23 protein-coding genes are annotated in these 23534 nt (G+C 57.9%); 10 read left to right on the top strand and 13 right to left on the bottom strand.

From position 1 onward, the window contains the following. The first annotated feature begins 15 nt into the window (after window positions 1–15). Window positions 16–1332, top strand: a complete 1317-nt coding sequence (locus IB213_RS14430) for a hemolysin family protein (RefSeq protein ID WP_191721960.1) — start codon at window positions 16–18, stop codon at window positions 1330–1332. Between the two features lie 167 nt (window positions 1333–1499). On the opposite strand, the gene IB213_RS14425 is transcribed toward IB213_RS14430, so the two are convergent. From IB213_RS14425 to IB213_RS14410, 4 genes are all read right to left on the bottom strand, one after another. Next, window positions 1500–2357 carry a DUF3883 domain-containing protein gene (locus IB213_RS14425; RefSeq protein ID WP_225561137.1) on the bottom strand — a complete coding sequence of 286 codons (858 nt, stop codon included), beginning with the start codon at window positions 2355–2357 and terminating at the stop codon, window positions 1500–1502. Between the two features lie 45 nt (window positions 2358–2402). Continuing rightward, complete coding sequence (locus IB213_RS14420) at window positions 2403–2804, bottom strand: YkgJ family cysteine cluster protein (RefSeq protein ID WP_192407389.1); 402 nt, start codon at window positions 2802–2804, stop codon at window positions 2403–2405. 342 nt (window positions 2805–3146) lie between these two features. Then, window positions 3147–3674, bottom strand: coding sequence for a PepSY domain-containing protein (locus tag IB213_RS14415; RefSeq protein WP_191721958.1), 528 nt, complete (start codon window positions 3672–3674; stop codon window positions 3147–3149). Between the two features lie 185 nt (window positions 3675–3859). Continuing rightward, entirely contained in the window at window positions 3860–5245 is a 1386-nt protein-coding gene (locus tag IB213_RS14410) for a PLP-dependent aminotransferase family protein (protein ID WP_192407387.1), read from the bottom strand. 179 nt (window positions 5246–5424) lie between these two features. Between IB213_RS14410 and IB213_RS14405 the strand changes: the two genes are divergently transcribed. Further along, window positions 5425–5655, top strand: a complete 231-nt coding sequence (locus tag IB213_RS14405; RefSeq protein WP_192407385.1) for a hypothetical protein — start codon at window positions 5425–5427, stop codon at window positions 5653–5655. Window positions 5656–5816: 161 nt separating this feature from the next. Here the strand turns inward: IB213_RS14405 and gyrB are convergent, their stop codons facing one another. The 3 genes from gyrB to dnaA all read right to left on the bottom strand — a co-directional run bounded on the left by gyrB (window position 5817) and on the right by dnaA (window position 11210). Continuing rightward, window positions 5817–8399 carry a DNA topoisomerase (ATP-hydrolyzing) subunit B gene (gene gyrB, locus IB213_RS14400; protein WP_192407383.1) on the bottom strand — a complete coding sequence of 861 codons (2583 nt, stop codon included), beginning with the start codon at window positions 8397–8399 and terminating at the stop codon, window positions 5817–5819. A gap of 152 nt (window positions 8400–8551) precedes the next feature. After that, window positions 8552–9673, bottom strand: coding sequence for a DNA polymerase III subunit beta (dnaN, locus tag IB213_RS14395; RefSeq protein ID WP_191721939.1), 1122 nt, complete (start codon window positions 9671–9673; stop codon window positions 8552–8554). 130 nt (window positions 9674–9803) lie between these two features. Further along, window positions 9804–11210 carry a chromosomal replication initiator protein DnaA gene (dnaA, locus tag IB213_RS14390; RefSeq protein ID WP_191721938.1) on the bottom strand — a complete coding sequence of 469 codons (1407 nt, stop codon included), beginning with the start codon at window positions 11208–11210 and terminating at the stop codon, window positions 9804–9806. Window positions 11211–11557: 347 nt separating this feature from the next. Here dnaA and rpmH point away from each other — a divergent pair, with 347 nt between their 5' ends. The 5 genes from rpmH (at window position 11558) to mnmE (ending at window position 15949) form a co-directional block, all read left to right on the top strand. Continuing rightward, entirely contained in the window at window positions 11558–11692 is a 135-nt protein-coding gene (gene rpmH, locus IB213_RS14385) for a 50S ribosomal protein L34 (RefSeq protein WP_042412105.1), read from the top strand. 61 nt (window positions 11693–11753) lie between these two features. Next, entirely contained in the window at window positions 11754–12278 is a 525-nt protein-coding gene (locus IB213_RS14380; RefSeq protein ID WP_191721937.1) for a ribonuclease P protein component, read from the top strand. A gap of 4 nt (window positions 12279–12282) precedes the next feature. After that, window positions 12283–12555, top strand: a complete 273-nt coding sequence (gene yidD, locus IB213_RS14375) for a membrane protein insertion efficiency factor YidD (protein WP_191721936.1) — start codon at window positions 12283–12285, stop codon at window positions 12553–12555. Continuing rightward, window positions 12552–14273, top strand: coding sequence for a membrane protein insertase YidC (gene yidC / locus IB213_RS14370; RefSeq protein WP_192407381.1), 1722 nt, complete (start codon window positions 12552–12554; stop codon window positions 14271–14273). The genes yidD and yidC overlap by 4 nt, the downstream gene beginning before the upstream one ends. A 227-nt stretch (window positions 14274–14500) precedes the next feature. Beyond that, window positions 14501–15949 (top strand): tRNA uridine-5-carboxymethylaminomethyl(34) synthesis GTPase MnmE, encoded by a 1449-nt coding sequence (gene mnmE, locus IB213_RS14365; RefSeq protein ID WP_192407379.1) that lies wholly within the window; start codon window positions 14501–14503, stop codon window positions 15947–15949. Between the two features lie 90 nt (window positions 15950–16039). Here the strand turns inward: mnmE and IB213_RS14360 are convergent, their stop codons facing one another. The 4 genes from IB213_RS14360 to IB213_RS14345 all read right to left on the bottom strand — a co-directional run bounded on the left by IB213_RS14360 (window position 16040) and on the right by IB213_RS14345 (window position 20211). Beyond that, window positions 16040–17974 (bottom strand): alpha/beta fold hydrolase, encoded by a 1935-nt coding sequence (locus IB213_RS14360; RefSeq protein WP_192407377.1) that lies wholly within the window; start codon window positions 17972–17974, stop codon window positions 16040–16042. Window positions 17975–18072: 98 nt separating this feature from the next. Further along, window positions 18073–19146: a DUF4105 domain-containing protein gene (locus IB213_RS14355; protein ID WP_225561136.1), complete on the bottom strand. Its 1074-nt coding sequence runs from the start codon at window positions 19144–19146 to the stop codon at window positions 18073–18075. Window positions 19147–19308: 162 nt separating this feature from the next. Next, window positions 19309–19866, bottom strand: coding sequence for an adenine phosphoribosyltransferase (locus tag IB213_RS14350; protein ID WP_191721932.1), 558 nt, complete (start codon window positions 19864–19866; stop codon window positions 19309–19311). 126 nt (window positions 19867–19992) lie between these two features. After that, window positions 19993–20211, bottom strand: a complete 219-nt coding sequence (locus IB213_RS14345) for a hypothetical protein (protein ID WP_192407375.1) — start codon at window positions 20209–20211, stop codon at window positions 19993–19995. Window positions 20212–20264: 53 nt separating this feature from the next. Between IB213_RS14345 and IB213_RS14340 the strand changes: the two genes are divergently transcribed. The 3 genes from IB213_RS14340 to lptC are packed head-to-tail and all read left to right on the top strand — an operon-like array spanning window position 20265 to window position 22425. Continuing rightward, complete coding sequence (locus IB213_RS14340; protein WP_191721931.1) at window positions 20265–21266, top strand: SIS domain-containing protein; 1002 nt, start codon at window positions 20265–20267, stop codon at window positions 21264–21266. Next, a complete protein-coding gene (locus IB213_RS14335) occupies window positions 21266–21826 on the top strand; it encodes an HAD family hydrolase (RefSeq protein WP_192407374.1) in 561 nt (186 codons plus the stop codon). The genes IB213_RS14340 and IB213_RS14335 overlap by 1 nt, the downstream gene beginning before the upstream one ends. Beyond that, window positions 21823–22425 (top strand): LPS export ABC transporter periplasmic protein LptC, encoded by a 603-nt coding sequence (gene lptC, locus IB213_RS14330; RefSeq protein ID WP_191721929.1) that lies wholly within the window; start codon window positions 21823–21825, stop codon window positions 22423–22425. Before IB213_RS14335 ends, lptC begins: the two co-directional genes overlap by 4 nt. 78 nt (window positions 22426–22503) lie before the next feature. Here the strand turns inward: lptC and IB213_RS14325 are convergent, their stop codons facing one another. Together IB213_RS14325 and IB213_RS14320 are read right to left on the bottom strand one after the other, a co-directional pair. Further along, window positions 22504–22929 carry an RNA-binding protein gene (locus IB213_RS14325; RefSeq protein WP_192407372.1) on the bottom strand — a complete coding sequence of 142 codons (426 nt, stop codon included), beginning with the start codon at window positions 22927–22929 and terminating at the stop codon, window positions 22504–22506. 218 nt (window positions 22930–23147) lie between these two features. Next, window positions 23148–23504 carry an RNA-binding protein gene (locus tag IB213_RS14320; protein WP_191721927.1) on the bottom strand — a complete coding sequence of 119 codons (357 nt, stop codon included), beginning with the start codon at window positions 23502–23504 and terminating at the stop codon, window positions 23148–23150. Between the last annotated feature and the right edge of the window lie 30 nt (window positions 23505–23534).

The following is a 23534-nucleotide window of genomic DNA, read 5'->3' as shown; positions in this document are numbered from 1 at the left end:
ACGCTCAACACCATCATGGAAATTCCTATACTTATCGCCCTCATCATCTTGAACGGCGTCTTTGCCATGTCCGAAATCGCGCTGGTGACAGCACGCAGGGCACGGCTTCAAAAGCTGATAGATGAGGGCGATACTGCTGCTGCTGCCGCGCTGCAGCTGGGCGAAAACCCCACACGTTTTCTCTCGACCATTCAAATTGGTATCACCTCTATCGGTGTGCTGAACGGTATTTTTGGTGAAGCCGCTCTGGCCCAGCCTTTATCCATGTGGATGGTTGAACAAGGCATGGCGCTCAAATACGCCAGCACCCTGTCCACTGCCATTGTGGTGGTGCTGATCACTTATGTATCGATTGTGGTTGGCGAGCTGGTGCCCAAGCGTCTGGGCCAGACCAACCCAGAAAGCATTGCCCGCCTGGTGGCCAAGCCCATCAATTTGCTGGCCAAAATCACCAAGCCATTTGTCATTTTGCTGACCTCGTCCACCCACGGCTTGCTCAAGCTGCTGGGGGTGCGTGAGAGCAACGATTCCACCGTGACGGAAGATGAAATTCATGCCGTGCTGGCTGAGGGCACCACATCGGGTGCGATTGAGCAAAACGAGCACACCATGATTCGCAACCTGTTCCGTCTGGACGATCGCCAGATCTCCTCACTCATGGTGCCGCGCTCTGATGTGGTGTGCCTGGACGTGAACCTGCCGTTTGCAGAAAACATGGCGATTGTGGAGTCGCACGACCACGCACGCTATCCCGTGATTGATGGCAGTTTTGAAAACCTGCTGGGCGTGATCAATTCGCGCCAGTGGCTGGCCAATGCCCTTAAGGGCCAGCGGGAACTGCTCGAATCCAAGGACCTGATCCAAAAGCCGATCTACATTCCGGAAACCATCACCGGCATGGAACTGCTGGAGAGCTTCAAGCTGTCTGGTGCGCCCATGGCCTTTGTGATTGATGAATACGGCGAAATGCAGGGCATTGTCACGGTGCGCGATCTGACCGAAGCCATCACTGGCGAATTCGTGACCGAAGACCCCAGCGATGCATGGGCCGTGCAGCGCACGGATGGTTCCTGGCTGCTCGATGGCCACATCCCGATCGTTGAACTCAAAGACCGCCTGGGCCTTAGGTCGGTGCCGGAAGAAGAAAAGGGCCGCTACCAAACCTTGAGCGGCATGATGATGCTGCTGACCGGCAAACTGCCAGCAGAAACAGACAAAGTGGTCTGGGAAAACTGGGAGTTTGAGGTGGTAGACATGGATGGCAAGATCATTGACAAGATCCAGGCCACCAAGCTGGATAACCCCCAGGTTGAACTGTCTGGCGAGTCATAAACCGCTGAGAATTCCTTGTCAAAAAAAGCAGCCTTACGGCTGCTTTTTTTATGGGCTGCTTAGCCCGAAACACATGCCTTGCTACGCCGTGTCTTTGCCTTGCCGGCGCTTTGCATCTGCACGGCCTATGGTGCAAAACGGTGATTGGATGGTGGTGTGATTGGCTTTTAAAAACAAGCGCGAAATGTCACTGGATCGAGCTGGCAGTGCTCGGTAATGGCACCTTTCAAGGTGAACAGCCTAGGCTGCTGTCTAAACTCAAAGATACGGTACAGGTGAAAGCGCTCAGCGGCTTGCTGCGACACATCCAGCTCATTGCGCGTGACAAAAAACGGTGTGTCTTTGGCAAAGCGGGTGGTTTTTACTTCAATCATTTGCTCATTGCCTTGGGCATCAAAAGAGCGAATGTCAAAGCCCAGCCCATCGCCCAGCGTTTGTGAGACATGTTCAACACGCAGTGCCAAACCGGGCAAGCCTTGCTGTTGCAAGCGCCATTGCTCGTAAGCCAAAGCAAACTGCTCTCCCGCCAGACCCAGCGACTGATTGCGCGCTTCCTGTGCCAGGTAGTCACGTTTGACGGGGCTGCGCACGGCATATTGCGCAAGTGCTTCGCTGACTTGATGGGTTTTAGAAGGCGGCGTTTGAAGTGCTTGTTCGAACTTGGGTGCCATCGGTTCTGCTGCTGGTTGCTCAACCGCAGCTTGCACAATGGCCGATAACTGCGGGTACAGCGGAATTTGCCGCTCTACCTCTTGCATCAAACTTTTTTGAAAGTTGATGCGGCGCTTGTAGCCATTGATGCTGGGGTAATGCAGCAACTGCAAAACAGCGCTGATGTTGCAGTATTTGAACTCAATCGAAGCGTGTGATCTTTCCCCTGCCAATGCGTCGAACAGCAACTGTCTGCATGCTGATTTGTTGTAGCGCTGGCCTGCCAGCTCTTGAACCAGCATGTCCAGATAACTGCGAACCGTGGCCTGTACTTCGGTGGGGTTCCAGGGGGTATGTGGGGTGTGCAAAGGCATGGCGATATCTTGCCAGGCCTGCCTTGTCATTCCAAGTTGTAACCATCAACGCATGCGCTGGTCACCATAGGCGCACCAGCCCGGTTTTGGGCCTTTTTTGGGGTGCAGGCGGCACGTTTCGGGGCGCTTGTCATACACAGTGCAGCGGCGTGTCTGCGCATCCAGAAAGCTGCAGTCACCACTGGCACGACGGGCCATGGTGAAGATGTTGTGCCGGGGGTTGTAGTGGTCAATCAATCTGGCTTTGAGCAATCGCCTGGCAATCAGTTTGGGCTCGACGTTGTCTACCTCAAAGGGATCGACCAGCCCCAGACGTACCAAGTCGGTCAATTGCACTTCCAGTGGCATGGTGCAGCAGTTGGCGCCACAGGTGTCGCACATGCCGGGTTTGTATTTGCTCCAGGTTTCGAGGCGGTCAACGTCCACGATGCGGATGGCGGATTTCATGGCGCGGGCACTGCAGCCTGGCTGCTTTGAGAAGAAAAAGGAGCGTATTGCGCTTGCTAGGTAACGCTTTCAAATAGAAAACTATCTGAAAACGATGATTTGTAAGCGCTAAAAGCTATTGTTTTAAAGGTGTTTGCAAGAATGAACAAAACGGTCGGACGCCAGCGCTTGCAATGGCGAGTGCTATGACAAGCGCAATCGCAATCGCCCGTGCTGGGCCACCTTTATGCATGCTTGCGGGCCGCACTATAGCCCGCCGCACCCAGACGTTTGTAGCGACGTAAAAAAGCCTGTGCACCGGGCACAGGCTTGTACAGCGGCCTGAAGGGTCAGGCAGAGTCTTTAGTCGGGTTTGGCGCGCAAAATTTTGCCGCTGATGGCATCCACTTTGATTGCCATGACGGTGTGGTCAGCCTTGAGCACATCGACCTCATAGCTGACGTTGCCCCAGTGGTTGTCCAGCTCGGCTTTGACAGGCTTGCCCGGCGTGTGTGCGGTGGCCGCCTGAATGGCCTGCACGATGCTGATTTTGGCGGTTTTGGCGCGTTCTGCATCGCGGCGCTTGGCCTTGCCGTCGTTTTCATGCATGCGGGCCTGGCCGGTCACGCCGTCCACCCACACTTCTACGCTTTCGCCTTGCGCTGTCAGTACCTGGGCTTCGTAGCGCACGCCAGCGCCATCGCCGTCGTCCAGATCAATCTCAATAACGGTGCCTGGCACGGCTTGTGTGGTGTTGGCAATGGCTTGCTCCAGGTTGACTTTCAACGGAGCGGTCAGAGCCTGCCATTGCGCGGGGGTATCTGCATGGGCGCTCAGGCCAAGAGACAGGGCGAGCAAGGCGGCGGAAGTGGTCGTACGAAGATGGAACATGGTGCTTTGCGTGCTGGAGCACGTATCCGTGAAGAGGGGTTAACCATAGCGCATGCCGGGGGCCATGGTGGTGGGTGTTTTCTGTATCTGTTGTCCGAATGTCATGCAACATGGGGATCGGCTGCAGAACATTGCAGCGTGCAAAAGCTATGTGCGCCACAAAGAGAGAGCAGCAATGACCGCATTCAGCTCGATGGAGCGGCGCTGAATGACTCTGGTCGCCGCGCCAGCAGGTGAGACAGCCGTTGCAGGCCCGCCCGTAAGCGTGCACGGTCCTTGATGCTGCCCAGAGAGATCCGGATGGCATTTACGGATGCGCTGCCCGTGGCGAATGCCTGCGCCGGCGTGACGGCTATGCCCTCGCTTTCGGCGGCATGCGCCAGCTGTGCACAGCTCCAATACCCAGGCAACTCCAGCCAGACATGCAGGCCGTCTCCAGCGCCGCTGTAGCGCCCCGCCAGAATATCTCTGGCCATCCGGTGGCGCAGACGTGCCTCCTTGCGTACGCCTTCCATCAATTGGGCAGCCGAGCCATCCAAAATCCACTGCGTGGTCAGCGCAGCCGTCAGAGGCGCAACCATCAGCGCAAATGAGCGCAGCGCGACCAGAAAACGCTCACGTTCATGCCGATTACGGATGAGCACGAAGGCAACACGCAAGCCGGGCGTCAGGCATTTGGACAGGGTGGAGATGTAGACCACCTGCTGCGGTGCAAACGTGGCAATCGGTGGAGGTGGCGCATCGGCAAGGAGCCAGTAGGGGTCATCCTCAACAATGCGTACATTGCAGCGCTTGGCGGTGCTGGCAAGTGCCTTGCGCCGGCTTTTTGCCATGGTAATGGCAGTCGGGTTTTGCAGCGTCGGGTTCAGATAGACCAGCCCCGGTTTGTGCTGGCGGCATGCCTGCTCCAGCATCTCAGGCAGCATGCCCTGCTCGTCCGCAGGCACTGCAATGATGCGCCGGCCAAATTGGCTCGCTGCGGCAAGCAAGCCGGGGTAACTGAGTGGTTCTGCCAGGATCACGTCTCCAGGCTGCGTCAGCGCAAGCATCAATGCGGCAATCGCCGCTTGCGCACCCGGGCAGACAACAAGCTCTTCTGGATCCAGATGCCCAAACATCGGCTCCAGCCATTGGGCTGCAGCCTTGCGGTCTGAATCGCTGCCCCCACTCAGGTGGTAAGCCATCAGCAATTCAGTATCTGCCCTCATCAAAACCTGAGACAGGCCTTGCTTGAGCATGTCGTCAAAGTCCACGCCATCCGGCGGAGGTGGGGTGTTCATACTCAGATCAAGGATGGGGTTCAGCTCGACTTTGGGTGCCGCGACATAAGTGCCGCGTGCCCCGCGTCCCTCCAGCAGATGGCGGCGCCTGGCTTCATCGTATGCGCGCGTGATGGTTGTCAGGTCAACGCCCAGCTGTGCGGCCAGCTGGCGCTGCGGTGGCAGGCGGTCGCCCGGGGCCAAAGATCCGTTGGCCACTGCTGCCTGCAACGCATCTGCGATCTGTAAAAAACGTGTTCCGCCCTGCACGGCTAATCGTGGCAACCAGATGGGCAAATTGTCATCTTGCATGGTTTTTAAGGGCGATGTTTCGTCTCGATGTATGGAAATTGCTTTTAAGTACCATGTCCCGGAACGTGCAGCAACCTCATCCGTGTATGGCAGCCGCTGACGTTTGCGCTCCTCTGATCTGTGGGAGGTTGCGCTCCTTGCGATAGACAGTGTTAAGTCATAGGCTGGAAATTTTCAAAATGATCGATTGGGTCCCCGTAGTCTTCGTTACGTTCAAAGTCCTCATGTTCGGCACGTGCATGTTCTTTGCCATCAAGTGGCACTACGACCAAGGCAAGAAGGGCGCTGACAGGCGCGTGCTGCTGCGCAAGAGCGCCATGGTGGTCGCCATCTTCTTGGTCGCGCTGCTGCTCGTAGGGCTCTTCACCTTTGGCCTTGCCAACATGCTCGGTATGGACTTGAACCTGTGATGATGGCCATCGGCCTTGTGCCGCAGTTGCAGTCCAAAAAATATTATTTAGCGATAAGTTCTGACTGAGTGATTTCAAAATAAAAAAGCCCGGCATTGCCGGGCTTTTCTTGTTCGCAACGATTGAGAGCCGTTGCAGGACTTATGAGAACCTAAACCAGGTCAGACGTCAATATTGCCTGCACGCAGCGCGTTGGCTTCGATGAAGTTGCGGCGGGGCTCCACCTCGTCGCCCATCAGCATGGTGAACACGCGGTCGGCCTCAATGGCGTCGCCGATCTGCACTTGCAGCAGGCTGCGTACGTTCGGGTCCATGGTGGTTTCCCACAGCTGGGCCGGGTTCATTTCGCCCAAGCCCTTGTAGCGCTGACGGCCCGTGGTGCGTTCGGCTTCAGAGATCAGCCAGCGCATGGCCTGGCGGAAATCTGCCACTTTCTCGGTCTTGGCCTTGTCGCCTTCACCGCGGGTGACCTTGGCACCCTCAGACAGCAAGCCGTTGAAGTGCTGGGCTTCGTCGGCCAAAGCGGCGTAGTCGCTGCTGCGCACAAAGTCTTGCGTCAGGATGGAGCTCTTGATGTTGCCGTGGTGGTGGCGGCTGATACGCAGGATGGGGTTTTCCGTTTGCGGATCGATCTCGGCGGTCACTGCGGCAGGAATGCCGGTGGTGGTCAACTCGCGCAGTTTGGCCTCCAGCACGGGGGCGCAGGCCTGGGCTTCTTGCAGTGTGTCGAGCTTGATTTGCACGCCGTCAGCGATGGCGCGCAGGGCTTCTGCGTCCATGAAGTTGGACAGGCGCTCAATCACGTTTTCGGCAGCCAGGTGCATATTGGCCAGCTTGGACAGATCTTCGCCTTCCAGCACGCGGGCGTTGGCACCGCCGGTGGAAACAGAGGCGTTGTTCAGCGCAATTTTCAGCAGGTACTTGTTCAGCGCGGGGCCGTCCTTCAAATACAGCTCTTCCTTGCCGTTCTTGACTTTGTACAGCGGTGGCTGCGCAATGTAGATGTGGCCGCGCTCGACCAGCTCAGGCATCTGGCGGTAAAAGAAGGTGAGCAGCAGCGTACGGATGTGCGCACCGTCCACGTCCGCGTCGGTCATGATGATGATGCGGTGGTAGCGCAGCTTGTCGGGGTTGTAGTCGTCAGAGTTGCTCTTGCCCGAATCAGCGCTCACCTTGCCAATGCCGGTGCCCAGGGCGGTAATCAGGGTGATGATTTCCTGGCTGGACAGCAGCTTTTCGTAGCGGGCTTTTTCCACGTTCAGAATCTTGCCGCGCAGGGGCAGGATGGCCTGGAATTTACGGTCACGGCCCTGCTTGGCAGAGCCGCCGGCGGAGTCACCCTCGACAATGTAGATTTCGCACAGCGCCGGGTCTTTTTCCTGGCAGTCGGCCAGTTTGCCGGGCAGGCCCATGCCATCGAGCACGCCCTTGCGGCGTGTCATTTCGCGGGCCTTGCGGGCGGCTTCGCGGGCGCGGGCCGCTTCAATGATCTTGCCGCACAGCAGCTTGGCGTCGTTGGGGTTTTCTTCCAGGTAGTCCGACAGCAGCTTGCCTACGATGTCTTCCACGGGCGCGCGCACTTCAGAGCTGACCAGCTTGTCCTTGGTCTGGCTGGAGAACTTGGGCTCTGGCACTTTCACGCTCAGCACGCAGCACAGGCCTTCGCGCATGTCATCGCCCGAGACTTCAACCTTGGCCTTCTTGGCCAGCTCGTTTTGGTCGATGTACTTGCCAATCACACGCGTCATTGCGGCGCGCAGACCGGTCAGGTGGGTGCCGCCATCGCGCTGGGGGATGTTGTTGGTAAAGCACAGCACTTGCTCGTTGTAGCCGTCGTTCCACTGCATGGCCACTTCCACACCAATTTCGGTGCCGGGAATGCCGCCATAAGTTTCTGCAGGGCGCGAGCCTTCGGCGTAGAACGCGGTGGGGTGCAGCACTTTCTTGTTGGCGTTGATAAAGCCAACAAAACCGCGCACGCCGCCAGCACCTGAGAAGTCGTCTTCCTTGCCGTCGCGCTCGTCTTTGAGGCGAATGCGCACGCCGTTGTTCAGGAACGAGAGTTCACGCAGGCGTTTGGCCAGAATTTCATAACGGAACTCGAAGTTTTCCTTGAAGATTTCCTGGTCAGGCAGAAAGTGCACCTTGGTGCCGCGCTTGTCAGAGTCGCCAATGACACGCATGGGCGAGATTTCAAAACCGTCCACCACTTCGATCAGGCGGTTTTGCACAAAGCCGCGCGAGAAATCAATCTCATGGACCTTGCCATCGCGGCGCACCGTCAGCTTCAGCCAGATGGACAGTGCGTTCACGCAGGACACGCCCACGCCGTGCAGACCGCCAGAGACCTTGTAGCTGTTTTGGTTGAACTTGCCGCCAGCGTGCAGCTCGGTCAGGGCGATTTCAGCGGCCGAGCGCTTGGGCTCGTGCTTGTCGTCCATCTTCACGCCCGTGGGAATGCCGCGGCCGTTGTCAATGACAGACAGTGATCCATCGGCGTGGATGGTGACCAGGATGTCATCGCAGTGACCTGCCAGGGCCTCGTCGATGGAGTTGTCCACCACCTCGAACACCAGGTGGTGCAGGCCGGTGCCGTCTGACGTGTCACCAATGTACATGCCGGGGCGTTTGCGCACGGCTTCCAGGCCTTCCAAAATCTGGATCGAACCTTCGCCATAGCCTGTGTCTGCGGGGGCGCTTACAGCGGGAATGGTCTGGTTTTCTGGCTTGTTCTCGTCGGTCATGAAGGTGCCTTGCTGCTGCAAATACAAGAGCTTTTAACGCTTGTATTGCCTGGGATATACCAATAAATCACTTTGAAAAGGGCTGCCAGATTGCGCTGGCAGCTCCCTTTTTAGCCGCAATCGGCCAGTTGGTTGGCGGGTGTGCCAGCGCCTTAAATGCGCATGGGCATGACGACGTACTTGAAGTTGTCGTTGCCGGGAATGCTGACCAGTGCAGAGCTGTTGCCGTCGGCCAGCTCAATCTTGACCATGTCTTGCGACATATTGGCCAGCACGTCCAGCAAGTACGTTACGTTGAAGCCGATGTCGATGGCGTCACCGCCGTAGTCGATGTCGAGTTCGTCCACTGCCTCTTCCTGGTCGGCGTTGTTCGATGCCACGCGCAAAGTACCAGGCTCGATCGTCAGGCGCACGCCCTTGAATTTGTCGCTGGTCATGATGGCCGTGCGCTGCAAACTGGCCAGCAGTGGTGCGCGGCCCAGCGTGACGCTGTTGCCGTGGTTGCGAGGAATGACGCGGTTGTAGTCAGGGAACTTGCCCTCGACCAGCTTGGTCACAAATTCCATGCCGGCAAAGGTGAACTTGGCCTGGTTGTTGGCAAACTGCATCTCGATGCGCGGCGAGTTCTCGCCGCCCACATCGCTGAGCAGGCGCTGCAGCTCCAGCACGGTCTTGCGCGGCAAGATCACTTCTTGCTTGTCGCCCACATCCACGTCCAGCTCCGAGCTGGCAAACGCCAGACGGTGGCCGTCGGTGGCGACCAGGCTCAGGGTGTTGCCTTCGGCAACAAACAAGATGCCGTTGAGGTAGTAGCGAATGTCTTGCACAGCCATGGCAAACGAGACCTGGCCCATCAGGTCTTTTAGCACCTTTTGCGGCACGCTGAAGGCGGGGCCAAAGTTGGCGGCCTCTTGCACCAGCGGGAAGTCTTCTGCGGGCAGCGACTGCATGGTGAAGCGGCTTTTGCCACCTTTTAAGATCATCTTGCTTTGCTGTGACTCCAGCGACACGGTCTGGTCGCCAGGCATGGTCTTCAAGATATCGATCAGCTTGCGGGCACCGATGGTGGTGGAGAAGTCGCCCGTGTCACCGCCCAGCTCGGCAGTGGTGCGGATCTGGATTTCCAGGTCACTGGTGGTGAACTGCAAGGCGTTACCGGTCTTTTTGACCAGTACGTTCGCCAAAATGGGCAAGGTGTGACGGCGCTCAACGATGCCGGACACCGATTGCAGGACCGCGAGAACTTTGTCTTGTGTGGCTTTCAGGACGATCATGTCAACCTCTATGTTTCAGTAGCGGGTCTCTTTAGGAATGAGTGGCGGCGCATCTTCTCACGCCCCCTCGTGCCACTCAAACCCCCTCATTTTGCTCCGCAAGGCTGGAGCCGGGCGAGGGGAAAATCCATCAGCCTTTGAGCGTTTGCTCCAGCACATGCAATTGCTGATTCAGCTCGGTCAGTTGCTGGCGCTCCGCCGCAATCTTGCGTACAGCGTGCAGCACCGTGGTGTGATCGCGGCCACCAAAAAGCTCGCCAATCTCTGGCAGGCTCTTTTGGGTCAGCTCCTTGGCCAGATACATGGCGATCTGGCGCGGACGGGCAATCGACGCTGGGCGCTTTTTGCTGTACATGTCCGCCACTTTGATCTTGTAGTAGTCGGCCACGGTTTTCTGGATGTTCTCCACGCTGATCTGCCGGTTTTGAATGCTCAGCAGATCGCGCAGCGCTTCACGCGCCAGCTGGATGGAGACTTCCTTTTGGTTAAAGCGCGAGTAAGCCAAAATCTTGCGCAGCGCGCCTTCCAGCTCACGCACGTTGGAGCGCACGTTCTTGGCCACGAAGAAAGCAACTTCTTCGGGCATCTCGGCGTTTTCGGCGCGGGCCTTGTTGATCAGGATGGCCACGCGCATTTCCAGCTCGGGCGGCTCAATCGCTACGGTCAGGCCAGAGTCAAAACGCGAAACCAGGCGCTCGTGGATGTTGGTCAGACCCTTGGGGTAGGTGTCTGAGGTCATCACGATGTGGCTCTTTTTGGCCAGCAAGGCCTCAAAGGCGTTAAAGAACTCTTCTTGCGTACGGTCTTTGTTGGCAAAGAACTGGACGTCGTCAATCAGCAAAAGATCGAGCGAGTGATAGCGTTCTTTGAACTCATCAAACGTGCGGCGCTGGTAGGCCTTGACCACATCTGAAACAAATTGTTCAGCGTGGATGTAAAGAATCTTGGCGTCAGGCTTGTCTTTGAGCAGCTGGTTACCCACAGCATGTACCAAGTGGGTTTTACCCAGGCCCACTCCGCCATAAATGAACAGCGGGTTGTACAGATGACCGGGCGAGCCTGCCACGTGCATGGCCGCCGAGCGGGCCATGCGGTTGGCTGTGCCTTCTACCAGCGTTTCAAACGTCAGGGCAGAGTTCAAACGGTTGCGAAAGGCAGGCGCAGACGCCTCTTCGGCACTGGCGCTGACGGGCAGCAGCGTGGGCGCATCTGAAGGGGAGCTGCGTTCTGCCTGATAAGGGCGAACGTAAGTGCGGGTAACGCTTTCTCTGTGAGCAAGCGCCAACTCCAGGGTGACTGGTTGGCCGTACAAATCTTCCAGCAGCCCCGAAATGCGGGCGGCGTACTGGGCGCGAATCCAATCGAGCTTGAAGCGGTTGGCCACATAGACCGTCACCTTGGAAAAATCTTCGGCCACGACGGCGGTCAAAGGCTTGATCCAGGTGTTGAACTGTTGTTCGGGCAGGTCTTGGCTGAGCTGCTCAACGCATGCCAGCCACAGGCCTAGGCCAGCGTCGTTGGAGGGTTCCTCTGTCATTTCAATGGGAGCACTTTTTGTGGATAGGAGGAACGGTTTCGGGGCTGTGATTGTAGCTTTTCAAACGGTTATCCACAAATACATCACGCTTTTCCTGCGTGCGATTCATGGGGCTTATTCTTGGCCATGTTTAGAGGGTCATTGCAAGAGATGCACAACACTGAGATAATTTCGGGTTTCCCTGAATGTGTTCAGGGTGATAAGCCCCGCGTGAAGCTTTTATTTGCGGGCATCGGCCATGTGGCAGGTGCGTTTTGCAGGCATGCTTGGCCGGGGGGAAATTGGGTACTGCACATCCATGAGGGATGTCAGGCCAGTAAGAAACTGAACTTTCTCAAGGAACGAACATGAAGCGTACATACCAACCCTCCAAGACCAAGCGCGCTCGCACCCACGGTTTCCTGGTGCGCATGAAGACCAAGGGCGGCCGTGCCGTCATCAACGCTCGCCGCGCCAAGGGCCGTAAGCGTCTGGCCGTCTAAGGTCAGCTCGCTTGGCCGACTGCCTGACACCATTCCCTGTGCATAGCCAGGGCTTGCTGTGATGCAACGGCTGCAAACGCGCCCCCAATTTCAGGCGACGATGTCCGGGGGAACCATTTCCCGGACGGCACACTTTGCTTTGCACCGCTTGGTGCTCAGTGAAGTGGATGTTGCCAAGGACGCTGAGCCAACAGGGCCCGGTGCTACGCTCTCAGAGCCAGCACCGCAGGCCCTGTTTGTCGTGCCCGGGTGCAAAGTGCCTCAGGTGTGGATGGGCCCTTTGGTGCCCAAGCGCTGGGCCAAGCGCTCAGTGACGCGCCACAGCATCAAGCGGCAAATTTATGCCGTTGCCAGTGAGTTTGATGCCCAGCTGCAGTCTTTGCCGCCAGCGGCTTACGTGGTGCGCTTGCGCGCCGGGTTTGACCGCAAACAATTCATCAGTGCCACGTCAGAGCCCCTCAAGCAGGCGGTGCGCGCGGAGCTGATGCAGCTGTTGACCCACGCCACGCGGCGCAAGAGCCCGAAACCAGTGGCGCAAGCCAACACCTCGCAGCCCCAAGATGTGGCTGTCGAGGGGGCAGGATAAGCCCATGGTGAAGGCGCTGCTCATGGCATTAGTTCGTGGCTATCGCCTCACTTTGAGCCCATGGCTGGGCTCGGCTTGCCGTTTTGAACCGACCTGTTCGGCCTACTCTTTGAAGGCTTTAGAGCAGCACGGTGCAGCGGCTGGCACTTATTTGACACTGCGGCGACTGGTACGTTGCCAACCGTGGTGTGATGGCGGGCATGATCCCGTGCCTGACAAAGCGCCCAAGCTGTTTACCGGTTTGACCTCATCTTCCTCACCAAAGAAGTCTTCATGAACGACATTCGCCGCACCATTTTGTGGGTGATATTTGGCTTTTCCATGGTTTTGCTGTGGGACCAATGGCAAATCCACAATGGCAAACAAGCCACGTTCTTCCCTTCGGCGCCCAAAGCCACGGCCACTGCGCCTGCCGAGAGCAAGCCTGCGGATGTGCCTGATGCCCTGACCGCCACTGCCGATGTGCTGGCCAGCAATGTGCCGGGCGTTGCAGATGCAGCCCCCGTGGCACAGGAAAAAGTGACTGTTACCACCGATGTGATGCGCCTGACCTTTGATGGCCAAGGCGGTGCACTGGTGCATGCAGAGCTGCTCAAGTACGGCAGCGACGCAGACAAGTCCCAGCCATTCGTGCTGTTTGACGACAGCACACAGCGTGTGTACCAGGCACAAACCGGTCTGATTGGTGGCAATTACCCCACCCACAAGACCGTGATGACCGTGCAGCCCGGTGAGCGAGAGCTCAAAGACGGACAAAACGAACTGCAAGTGCGTTTTGAGTCGCCCGTGCAAGATGGCGTCAAGCTGGTCAAGACATTCACCGTCAAGCGCGGCGCTTATGACATTGCGGTCAAGCACGATGTGGTGAACGCCGGTGCCACCGCAATTACGCCCCAGCTGTATCTGCAATTGCTGCGTGACGGCAATGCAGTGGATGGCGGCAATGCTTTTTACTCAACCTTCACCGGCCCTGCGATCTACACCGATACGGCCAAGTACCAGAAGGTGGAGTTCAAGGACATCGACAAGGACAAGGCCAAGTTTGAAAAGACTGCCACCAGCGGCTACGTGGCCATGGTGCAGCACTACTTTGCCAGCGCCTGGTTGCTGGGTGACGGCATTCAGCGCGACAACTATGCACGCAAGGTGGGCGAGAACCTGTACGCCGCCGGCATGATCACGCCTTTGGGCACGTTGCAGCCTGGCGAGACCAAGGCCGTTGAAGCCCGCCTGTTTGCAGGCCCGCAGCTGGAAAAGACACTGGAGTCGCTGGCTCCCGGTCTGGAACTGGTCAAGGACTATGGCTGGCTGACCATTTTGGCCAAGCCGCTGTACTGGCTGCTGGACAAGATCCACGGCATCTTGGGCAACTGGGGCTGGTCGATCGTTGGTCTGGTGCTGTTCCTGAAGATCTTGTTCTACTGGTTGAACGCCAAGGCCTACGGCTCGATGGCCAAGATGAAGGCCATCAACCCCAAGATCATGGAAATGCGCGAGCGTCTGAAGGGCAACCCCCAGCAGATGCAGCAGGAGATGATGCGCATCTACCGTGAGGAGAAGGTCAACCCCATGGGCGGTTGCTTCCCCATCATGATCCAGATCCCCGTGTTCATCGCCTTGTACTGGGTGCTGCTGTCGTCGGTCGAAATTCGCCACGCACCATGGATCTTGTGGATCACTGACCTGTCGGCCAAGGACCCCTTCTATGTCTTGCCGCTGCTGATGACTGCGTCTTCGCTGCTGCAAACCGCACTGAACCCTGTGCCACCAGACCCGATGCAAGCCAAGATGATGTGGTTCATGCCCCTGATTTTCAGTGTCATGTTCTTCATGTTCCCTGCTGGTCTGGTGCTGTACTGGCTGACCAACAACATCTTGTCGATTGCACAGCAGTGGGTCATCAACACCCGCATGGGCGTGCCCCCGCAGTTCAATCTGCCCAGCTTCAAGAAGGCTGACGCGGCGGTGACGGACGTCAAAGCCAAGAAGAAGTAAGCCACTGACGGCTTGCTGAACCGATCAAAGGCCGCGCAAGCGGCCTTTGATGTTTCAAAGCACAGCTTTTGAAAACAAGAGCGTTTAACGCTTATGTATGCTGTTTTTTTAGATAGTTTTGTATCTGAAAACTAGTAAATACAAGCGCTGAATGCTCCTGCTTTTGAAATCTGTTTGAGGCCGCCCATGGCTATCATGGGCGCCTGCCCACCTAAGGATGTGAAGCCATGCTTGCCCGCCATACCGATCCCATCGTTGCCATTGCCACCGCCCCCGGGCGCGGGGCCGTGGGCATTGTGCGTGTCTCTGGCAAGCAGATTGCGGGTTTTGTGCAGCACCTGCTGGGCAAAGCGCTCAAGCCGCGTGAAGCCACCTATATGCCCTTCAAGGACGGCAAGGGCGCACCCATTGACCACGGCCTGGCGCTCTACTTTCCAGGCCCCAACAGCTATACCGGCGAAGACGTGCTGGAGCTGCAGGCCCACGGCGGCCCCGTGGTGCTGCAGTTGCTGCTGGCGCGTTGTCTGGAAGCGGCACAGGAGGAGGTGGCCGCTGGCTCCTCTGCTGTCGTATTGCCCGGCTTGCGGCTGGCCCAGCCCGGTGAATTTACCGAGCGTGCCTTTCTGAATGACAAGATCGATCTGGCGCAGGCCGAAGCGATTGCCGATCTGATTGACGCCAGCACCGAGGCTGCCGCACGCAGCGCCAGCCGCTCGCTCTCGGGCGACTTCTCACGCGAGATTGGCGAGCTGCGCCAAGCGCTGGTGCACCTGCGCATGCTGGTAGAGGCCACGCTGGACTTTCCGGAAGAAGAAATCGACTTTCTGAAAAAAGCCGATGCGTATGGGCAGCTCGATGGCCTGCGCGACCAGCTCGGTCAGGTGCTGGCGCGCACCCAGCAAGGTGCGCTGCTGCGCGAGGGCATCAAGGTGGTGATTGCGGGCCAGCCCAATGCGGGCAAAAGCTCGCTGCTCAATGCGCTGGCGGGGGCCGAACTGGCCATCGTCACCCCCATTGCAGGCACCACGCGCGACAAGGTGCAGCAGACCATTCAGATCGACGGCGTACCGCTGCACGTGATTGATACCGCCGGTCTGCGCGACAGCGACGACGAGGTGGAACGCATTGGCATTGCCCGCGCCTGGGAAGAAATTGCCGGTGCCGATGCCGTACTGTTTTTGCACGACCTCTCGCGCATGGCAGAGGCGGGCTACGCAGAGGCAGATCTGGACATTGCCCGCACGCTGGCCGAACGCATTTTGCCCAGCGTGCCTGTGATTGATCTGTGGAACAAGACCGATCTGGCTGCGCCCGGCGTGGACATGCAGCCGCTGGCCCCGCTGGCTGGCCGCAAGGGCAGCGAGCAAAGCCTGAGCCTGTCGGCGCGCACGGGGGAAGGGCTGGATGCCGTGCGCCAGCGCTTGCTGCAAGTGGCAGGCTGGCAGTCGGCGGCCGAAGGCTTGTACATTGCACGCGCGCGCCATGTGGAGGCCTTGCAGGCCGTGGGCGCCCACCTGGATGAGGCGCACGCCCAGCTGAACGTGCCCGGCCCGGCGCTGGACATTCTGGCCGAAGAGCTGCGCCTGTCGCAGACCGCACTGAACAGCATTACGGGTGAATTCACGTCAGACGATTTGCTGGGCGTGATCTTCAGCAGCTTCTGTATTGGCAAGTAAACGCAAGCCAAGCATAGCGGCTAACGCTTGCAAACAAAGGGTTTCGAGGTGTTTTAACTTTGAAACCCTTTTGTTTTGGGCCTTGACAGCTCACTTTACAGGATTCTGAGGCAGCAGCTGATTGTGCAGAATGCGCCGGATTTCCACGATGGCGCGGGGGTGCTCCTGCACGCTGTGGCTGAACGGCACGATCAGCTCAGAGGCTGCGCCCTCCAGGTGCGCGCTGCGGTAAGGCACGATGCCGTCACTGCTTTCATCCAGCGGTTTACCGGGCGTGTGGTTGCCAATGATGGAGTGGTAGCGCACGCGAGGGTCAATGGGCAACTGGGCCGCCAGGCGGACATAGGCATCTTCGTCGCTCAGGTTGTCGATGCTATTGGGAATGCGCAGCAGCGACTGCTTGCCAATACGGGGTGAGGCATGGGCCAGACCGCGTGTGATGTCGGCAAATTGCTCCACCATGGAAAACGGCAGCGTAATCAGGTTGGAAACCCAGCGGGCCACACGATTGTTGGCAAAGTCGGTGCCGCGGTGGGGGGCCGCAATAAAGATGGCGCTGCTGACCTGGGGCACGGCTTCAAACTCAAGGTAGGGGCGCAGCTTTTCGCCCCAGTTTTCGTCGCTGGCCGGTTCGATGCCGTAGGTGTTTGTAATGGCGCTCAGCATCTGACCCTGGGTGTTGCTGACCAGCAGGCGCGACAGCACGCCCCCCATGCTGTGGCCCACCAGCGTAATGTTTTGTGAGGCGCGTGCCGTGCCTTGCGGGTCAAAGTGCTGCAGCGTGCGCTGCAAGGCCTGACGGATGGCGTAATTGTTCAATGCCAGCGGGGCATTGGTGGGGTAGTACACCTGCCAGACCTGGTAGTTGCGGCGCAGCGTCTCGTCACCCAGCACCTCGTTGGCCACATTGATCCAGGCTTCGGGGCTGCTGGCCAGACCATGCAGCATGATGATGGTGCGCCGGTTCGGGTCGTACGGCTGCATCAGGTAGATGCTGGGCTGGGTAATGCCGTTGCTCAAGCCCACCAGCGTGCGCAGCGCCTGCGTGGAAAAGCCCGAGCGTGCCAGCCACAAGCCATAGCCCGATGAAAAGTTGCCCGCCAGCGGTACGCGTGTGTTGGCCATTTCAACCTGGCGGAAGCGATAGGGGTCCAGCGCCTGCAGCTCGACCTGGTGCGTGGACAGCACTTCCTGCATGGTGTTGCCGCCAAAGCGCAGCAGTACCGTGACCGCAGGAAAGAGCGATTCTTGGAAGGGCGGCTGAGGGGGGCCTTCCAGACTGGCGCTGGCGACGAGCAGTTGCTGGGCATCTTCTGCGCTTTGAAAGACAGAGACCAGTTCTGCGCCAAAGCCATCGCGCCGGTACTGGTTGCGCAAACCGGAAAAACGCAGCGAAGTGGCAGGCACCAATTCGTTGGGCATGCCTTTGTTGGCAGGCAGCCACAGGCCGGAGAAATCGGTGGTCAGCTGCCAGTCGCCAAATTGCTCTGGAATGTTTTGCAGATCGTGCCGGCGCAGCTCAAACAGGCCGGTCACCGCTTGCTGCACGGCGTAGTTGTAATAGTCACGCACCTGCACCTGGCGATCTTCGAAGGCGCGGTCACTGGGCTTGCGCTCGGTGAAAAACAGATACGCCCAGGCGTGGCGCGCGGCCTCCAGCCACGCCTGGACTTCGGCCTGGGTGCGTGTGCCTGGCAGCGACGGTATTTTTTGAGCGGCACGCGCCTGCAGCGTCCACAGCTCGGCCAGTGAGGCCATGCGCTGCTCGTCATACAAGCCAGTGGCAGTGGCCAGCGTGTAGTGGCATTTGGGGACGTCTGCCATGCACGTTTTGGTGTCCAGATCCAGGACACGCAAGGCCTCCTGCGTGGCAGGACTGAGTTCGCCAGAGGTCAGTACATCACTGCGCCGCTCAGCCAGGTAGGTGGCGGGGTCTGCCGTGCGCACCGTCACGCCGGCACACCCGGTCAGCAAGGCGGACAGGAGCAGTGCAAGGAACCAGCGGGGCGAGGAAGTCGGCGTCATAGCCAGCGAGTGTAGGGCGCTGTGGTGATGTGCGCCGATGGTCTTGAGGCTTGGCCGCAAGACAGGGCGGCCCTTGTCGCAGCCAGCGCTGGGTCGTGCTATGGGACTTGGCGAATATGGCGGGAAAAATCTGCGCTGGCGGCGGCATCGTCCAACCCTGCTGGGGGTTGCCAGTTTTGTGCGCGCTGCGTGATGTCGCTGGTAGCGCGCAGGGTTGCCAAAGGCTGCATGGACTGCAGGGCACCGACATCACGCAGATATTCAGGCAGATAACCCGATGCCAGCAAGCGCCAGTCGGTGGGCAAGGCCTGCCCAATGCGCCGCGCCAGCTGCCAGACAATGGTGGTGCAGTTGGCCGTCAGCGTGTGATAAAAGCGCGGCGCGTATTCCAGCTGGCTGGCCTGGTAGGCATAGGCGAGGAACAAGTCACGCATGCTGTCTTGCGGCATGTCGATGCGGTACAGGTGCACTTGCTCGCCTCGCACATTGGTGCGGACAGCCAAAATATCGCGTTCGTCTGCAGCGACCAAAGCCATTTCATACTGCTTGAAAAAGCCCGCCAGTGCGTCAAATTGTTCGTGCTGCTCTTTGCGAATTTCGATGGAGAACACAACGTGCTGGCCATCAGCAAAACCAAATGACACCAGCGTGTGGGCAATGGCAGGTCCCATCCAGTACGACAGGGCCACATCCACGCTGTGAAGTTGTGTCAGGTCATAGCTGTGTGTTTCCCAGCGTGGGGTGAAGTCGGTTTCACTGCGCCACGTGAAGTTGCGCACGTTGTGCAGGTGCACCCGAGAGGGCTTGTCTTTGTCTGGCTCTACACGCACCAGCTGGGCCACATCTGCTGCCCATGCGCGGTCGGCACGGGGCTCGATGGTGCCCCACCAGGCCAGCAGCGCCAGCACCAAAACCAGGCCACCCGCCAAGATAGGCAGGATGCGCCGCTGCAACATGCCATAACCCAACAAGATCACCCAAGCAAAGCCCCAGACCATGGCTATCGCAGCAGCCATGTTGTTGCGCTGTGGCACCTGTGCTTGCAATGCCATGTAGCCCCAGGTGGCACACAGCAACGCAAGCATGGCCACGATGGCCCATGCCACGTAGCCCAGACAGCGTCGCCACGCTGGAGTGACAGGCATCAGATTGTTGCGTGGAGGCTTGGGCATGTGGAGAGACAGATGGGGATTCTGAGCTGTTACATCCGTGAGTTTGCCGTGACAAGAGTGCGGAAGTTGTGTCTATATGTGTTTCCAGGGGGAATAGTCATGTCCACACAGAAAGACAAAAGCCGGCACATGCCGGCTTGAACGCAATGGGGTGGCACTGCTTTAGTGGCCTTCAAAATCCACCAGTGTGAACAGAGGAAGCTTGCCAACCTCCTGCAGCAGCTTGGAGCCGCCAAGCTCGGGCAGATCCACGATGGCAGCGCCCTCCATCACGGTAGCGCCCAGTTTTTCCAGCAGTTTCTTGCCCGCCATCATGGTGCCGCCTGTGGCGATCAAGTCGTCAATCAGCAAAACCTTGTCGCCAGGCTTGACTGCGTCGGTATGCAGCTCCACGGTGGCGCTGCCATATTCCAACTCGTAGGTTTCTTCCACGGTCGTGAACGGCAGCTTGCCTTTCTTGCGAATGGGGACAAAACCAACATTCAACTCGTAAGCGATCACGGCACCCAGAATAAAGCCGCGGGCATCCAGGCCGGCCACTACGTCGGGGCGCTTGTCAACATCCATGTAACGATGGACAAATGCATCAATCAGAATGCGGAAAACTTTGGGGTCTTGCAGCAAGGGGGTGATGTCGCGGAACTGAACGCCAGGCGCCGGCCAATTGGAGACAGTGCGAATGTGCTGGCGAAGGTAATCGTTGACGCTGGTGGTGTACATGGAGTGTTCAGTTCAAGGTCTCTGCAGGCATGGTGGATTTGGCAGAGCGGCATCCATCAAGGGAATCAAGAGCTTCGGCATTCACGGGCATGGCCAAGCAAATGCAGGTTGTTGTGAAAAGTGTAATCAGTGGTCAGTGTTTGCGTGCTTGCCGGGGTCATGCAGTCGCTTCAATGTTGAAAGGCTGACGAGCAATAAAAAGTTGATCGAGGTGTCTCCGCTTACTTGCTCTCCGATTTCTGGCGGTGCGCCAATGAAGGTCTGAGCAGGCGTTTCGTTACTTTTTCGCGTGCGCCAAACAGGGGTAGACGGGCAACTTGCATGAGTTTCAAAGGCTGTTTGCATGAACTTGTCCGTGTCGCACGGCGTGGTCTTGCCGGCATCGATAAAATCAGACCATGAATACCCCCATGCAGACCACGCCCGTTCTGGGTGCTACGCAGGCGCTGGCAACTGCGCGTGAAACCCTGGCCATTGAAATTCAAGCGCTGCAAACTTTGGCACAGCGTCTGGATGACACCTTTGTGCAGGTGGCGCAGGCCATGCTGGAGACGCCCGGGCGTGTGGTGGTCATGGGGATGGGCAAGAGTGGCCATATTGGTCGAAAGATAGCCGCCACCCTGGCGTCGACCGGAACCCCCGCTTTTTTTGTGCACCCTGCCGAAGCCAGCCACGGTGATTTGGGGATGGTGACGCAAAAAGACATGGTGCTGGCGATTTCCAACAGCGGTGAAAGCCATGAGCTGACATCACTGCTGCCTGCGCTCAAACGACAGGGCGTGCGCATTGCTGCCATGACTGGCGGTTTGTCTTCCAGCTTGGCCAAGCATGCAGATTGGGTGCTCAACACCAGTGTGGAGCGTGAAGCCTGCCCTTTGAATCTGGCACCAACGGCCAGTACCACCGTGCAACTGGCGCTGGGTGATGCGATTGCGTCGGCGCTGCTGGACGCCCGGGGCTTTAAAGCCGAAGACTTTGCGCTGTCACACCCTGGCGGTTCTTTGGGCCGCAAATTGCTGACCCATGTGCGCGATGTGATGCGCAGCGGCGATGACGTGCCCCGCGTGCAGGCCAATGATGGTTTTGACCGTCTGATGCGTGAAATCAGCGCCAAGAACATGGGAGCGAGTGCGGTCGTGGATGCCGATAACCGCGTAGTTGGCATTTTTACCGACGGAGATTTGCGCCGCCGCATCGAGGACGGTACAGACTTGCGCAACGCCAAGGCCGCACAGCTGATGCACAGTCAGCCGCGGACGATTTCTTCTGATGCCCTGGCAGTAGATGCTGCGCAACTGATGGAGCAGCACGGCATTACTTCAGTGCTGGTGGTGGATGCCCAGGCACACCTGGTGGGGATGGTGCATATCCGCGACCTGATGGTTGCCAAGGTCATCTGATGCCTCAAACTCATACAACGCCTACGCAGCGATTTCCTTCAGAACTGCTGGAGCGCGCCCAGGGTATTCGTGTCGTGTTTTTCGATGTGGACGGCGTGCTGACGGATGGTGGCCTGCACTTTACCGAGCATGGTGAGAGCATCAAGCGTTTCAATACGCTCGATGGCCATGGCATCAAACTGCTGCAAAAGGCAGGCATTGTTCCTGCCGTAGTCACCGGGCGAGATTCCGCGCCATTGCGCTTGCGCCTGCAGCAACTGGGCGTGCAGCATGTGGTGTACGGAACGGAAGACAAAGTGCCTGCTGCGCAGTCCATCCTCAACGCGCTGGGACTGGACTGGAAGCAGGCAGCCGCCATGGGCGATGACTGGCCTGATTTACCCATGATGCAGCGCAGCGCACTGGCGTGTGCACCCTGCAACGCACACGCTGAAAACCTGGTAGTGGCAGATTTTGTAACCAGTGCGATGGGCGGCCACGGAGCCGTGCGCCAGCTGTGTGACTTGCTGTTAATTGCCAATGGTCAGTATGCAGGTTTGCTGGAGGCTTACCAACGATGAAAAAGTCCTTGCAGCGTCTTGGGGAACGCGTCTCCATCTATCTGCCAGTGATGCTCATGGCGTTACTGGCAATGGGCACATGGTGGCTGGTGCGCAATGCCCCGAAACCACTGCTAGGCAATGTGGATCGGGTGGTGTCTGATGCACCCGACTACACCATGGAGAAATTTTCAGTCCATCAGTTTGACGGGACAGGGCGCTTGCAAAGTGTGATGACAGGTGATGAAGCCCGCCATTTTCCGAAGACAGATACCTTGGAAGTCGATGCGGTACGCACACGCAGTATTGCCCCGGATGGGGTGGTTACGCTGACTTCTGCAAAACGCGGTATCAGCAATTCCGACTCTTCAGAGGTGCAACTGGTTGGGGCGGCCAAGGTGGTGCGGCAGTTCCCGAACCAGCCCGGGCAGACGATGCAATTTTCTGGTGAGTTTTTGCATGCCTGGCCCAATGAAGAGCGGGTACAGTCACATTTGCCGGTGGTTTTGACGCGAGGAAATAATCAATTTTCTGGAGACCGCATGGACTATGACAACCTTTCTCAAGTCGTAGAGTTAAAAGGTCGTGTCAAGGGTATTATTCATCCTGCAAATAAATAAGAATAAATCCATTAATCTTGTAGGATAGATTTAACAAAAAAGGCCTGATAAGGCCTTTTTTGTTTTTATCTGTTCGTATTAATCATTGCGATAGGTGCCGCCGCCATGATTAATGCTGCCGTGCCCGGTATTTTGTCGGTTGCGTGGACCGGTGCCATAGGGGCTGCGGAAACTTCCTTCATTTCTGCCGGCGTAACCGCCGCTGTTCTGGGCCTGAGAGCCTCCTCCATACCCACCGGTGCGAGGCGATCGTGGCTCCATGGGGCGAGCTTCATTGACCAAAAGACTGCGTCCCCCCAGAGGTTGGCCGTTCATGCCTTCAATTGCGGCACTGGCTTCGCTGTCGCTGCCCATCTCGACAAAGCCAAAGCCTTTGGAGCGCCCGGTGTCACGTTCGATCATGACTTTGGTGCTGATCACTGAGCCAAATTGCGCAAAGGCTTGTTGCAAGTCCTGCTCACGAACTCCATAAGGCAAATTGCCCACATACAACTTACTACCCATTACGGACTCCTCTGCTTCAAAATAAGTGCATTATTTGAAATGTCACAGCATGGCAACGACTAAGCACAGGCAATGCATAACCTGCCGAAATATTATTAATGGAGAGATTGAAAAATAACAACTATTTCTTTGAAAAATGAGAAACTGAAAATAAAAAAAGGAACCCGAAGGTTCCTTTTTTTATTCCAAAGCGCTGTTGAGGGCGCTAGAGGATTGGCTTAGTAACCGCCGCGGCCACCGCCGTAGCCGCCACCGCCGTTGCCACGGCCGCCGCCGAAGCCGCCGCCGTTGCCGCCACCGAAGCCACCGCTACGGGGAGGACGTGGCTCCATAGGACGGGCTTCGTTGACCACCAGGTCACGGCCACCGTAGTTTTGGCCGTGCAGACCTTGGATGGCAGCTTGTGCTTCAGCATCGCTACCCATTTCCACAAAGCCGAAGCCCTTGGAACGGCCAGTGTCACGCTCCATCATGACCTTAGCGCTTTGCACAGCGCCGAATTCGGAGAACGCCTGCTCGAGGTCGTTATCGCGGAAAGAGTAAGGCAGGTTGCCTACGTACAGTTTGTTGCCCATGGAGGACTCCTAGAAAAAATACTTGAAACG

The sequence above is a fragment of the Comamonas sp. CMM02 genome (genome assembly GCF_014851485.1).
Classification (GTDB): Bacteria; Pseudomonadota; Gammaproteobacteria; order Burkholderiales; family Burkholderiaceae_C; genus Comamonas; species Comamonas avium.
Note: the sequence above shows the minus strand (reverse complement) of the source record. Positions and strands in the feature narration are given on the sequence as shown.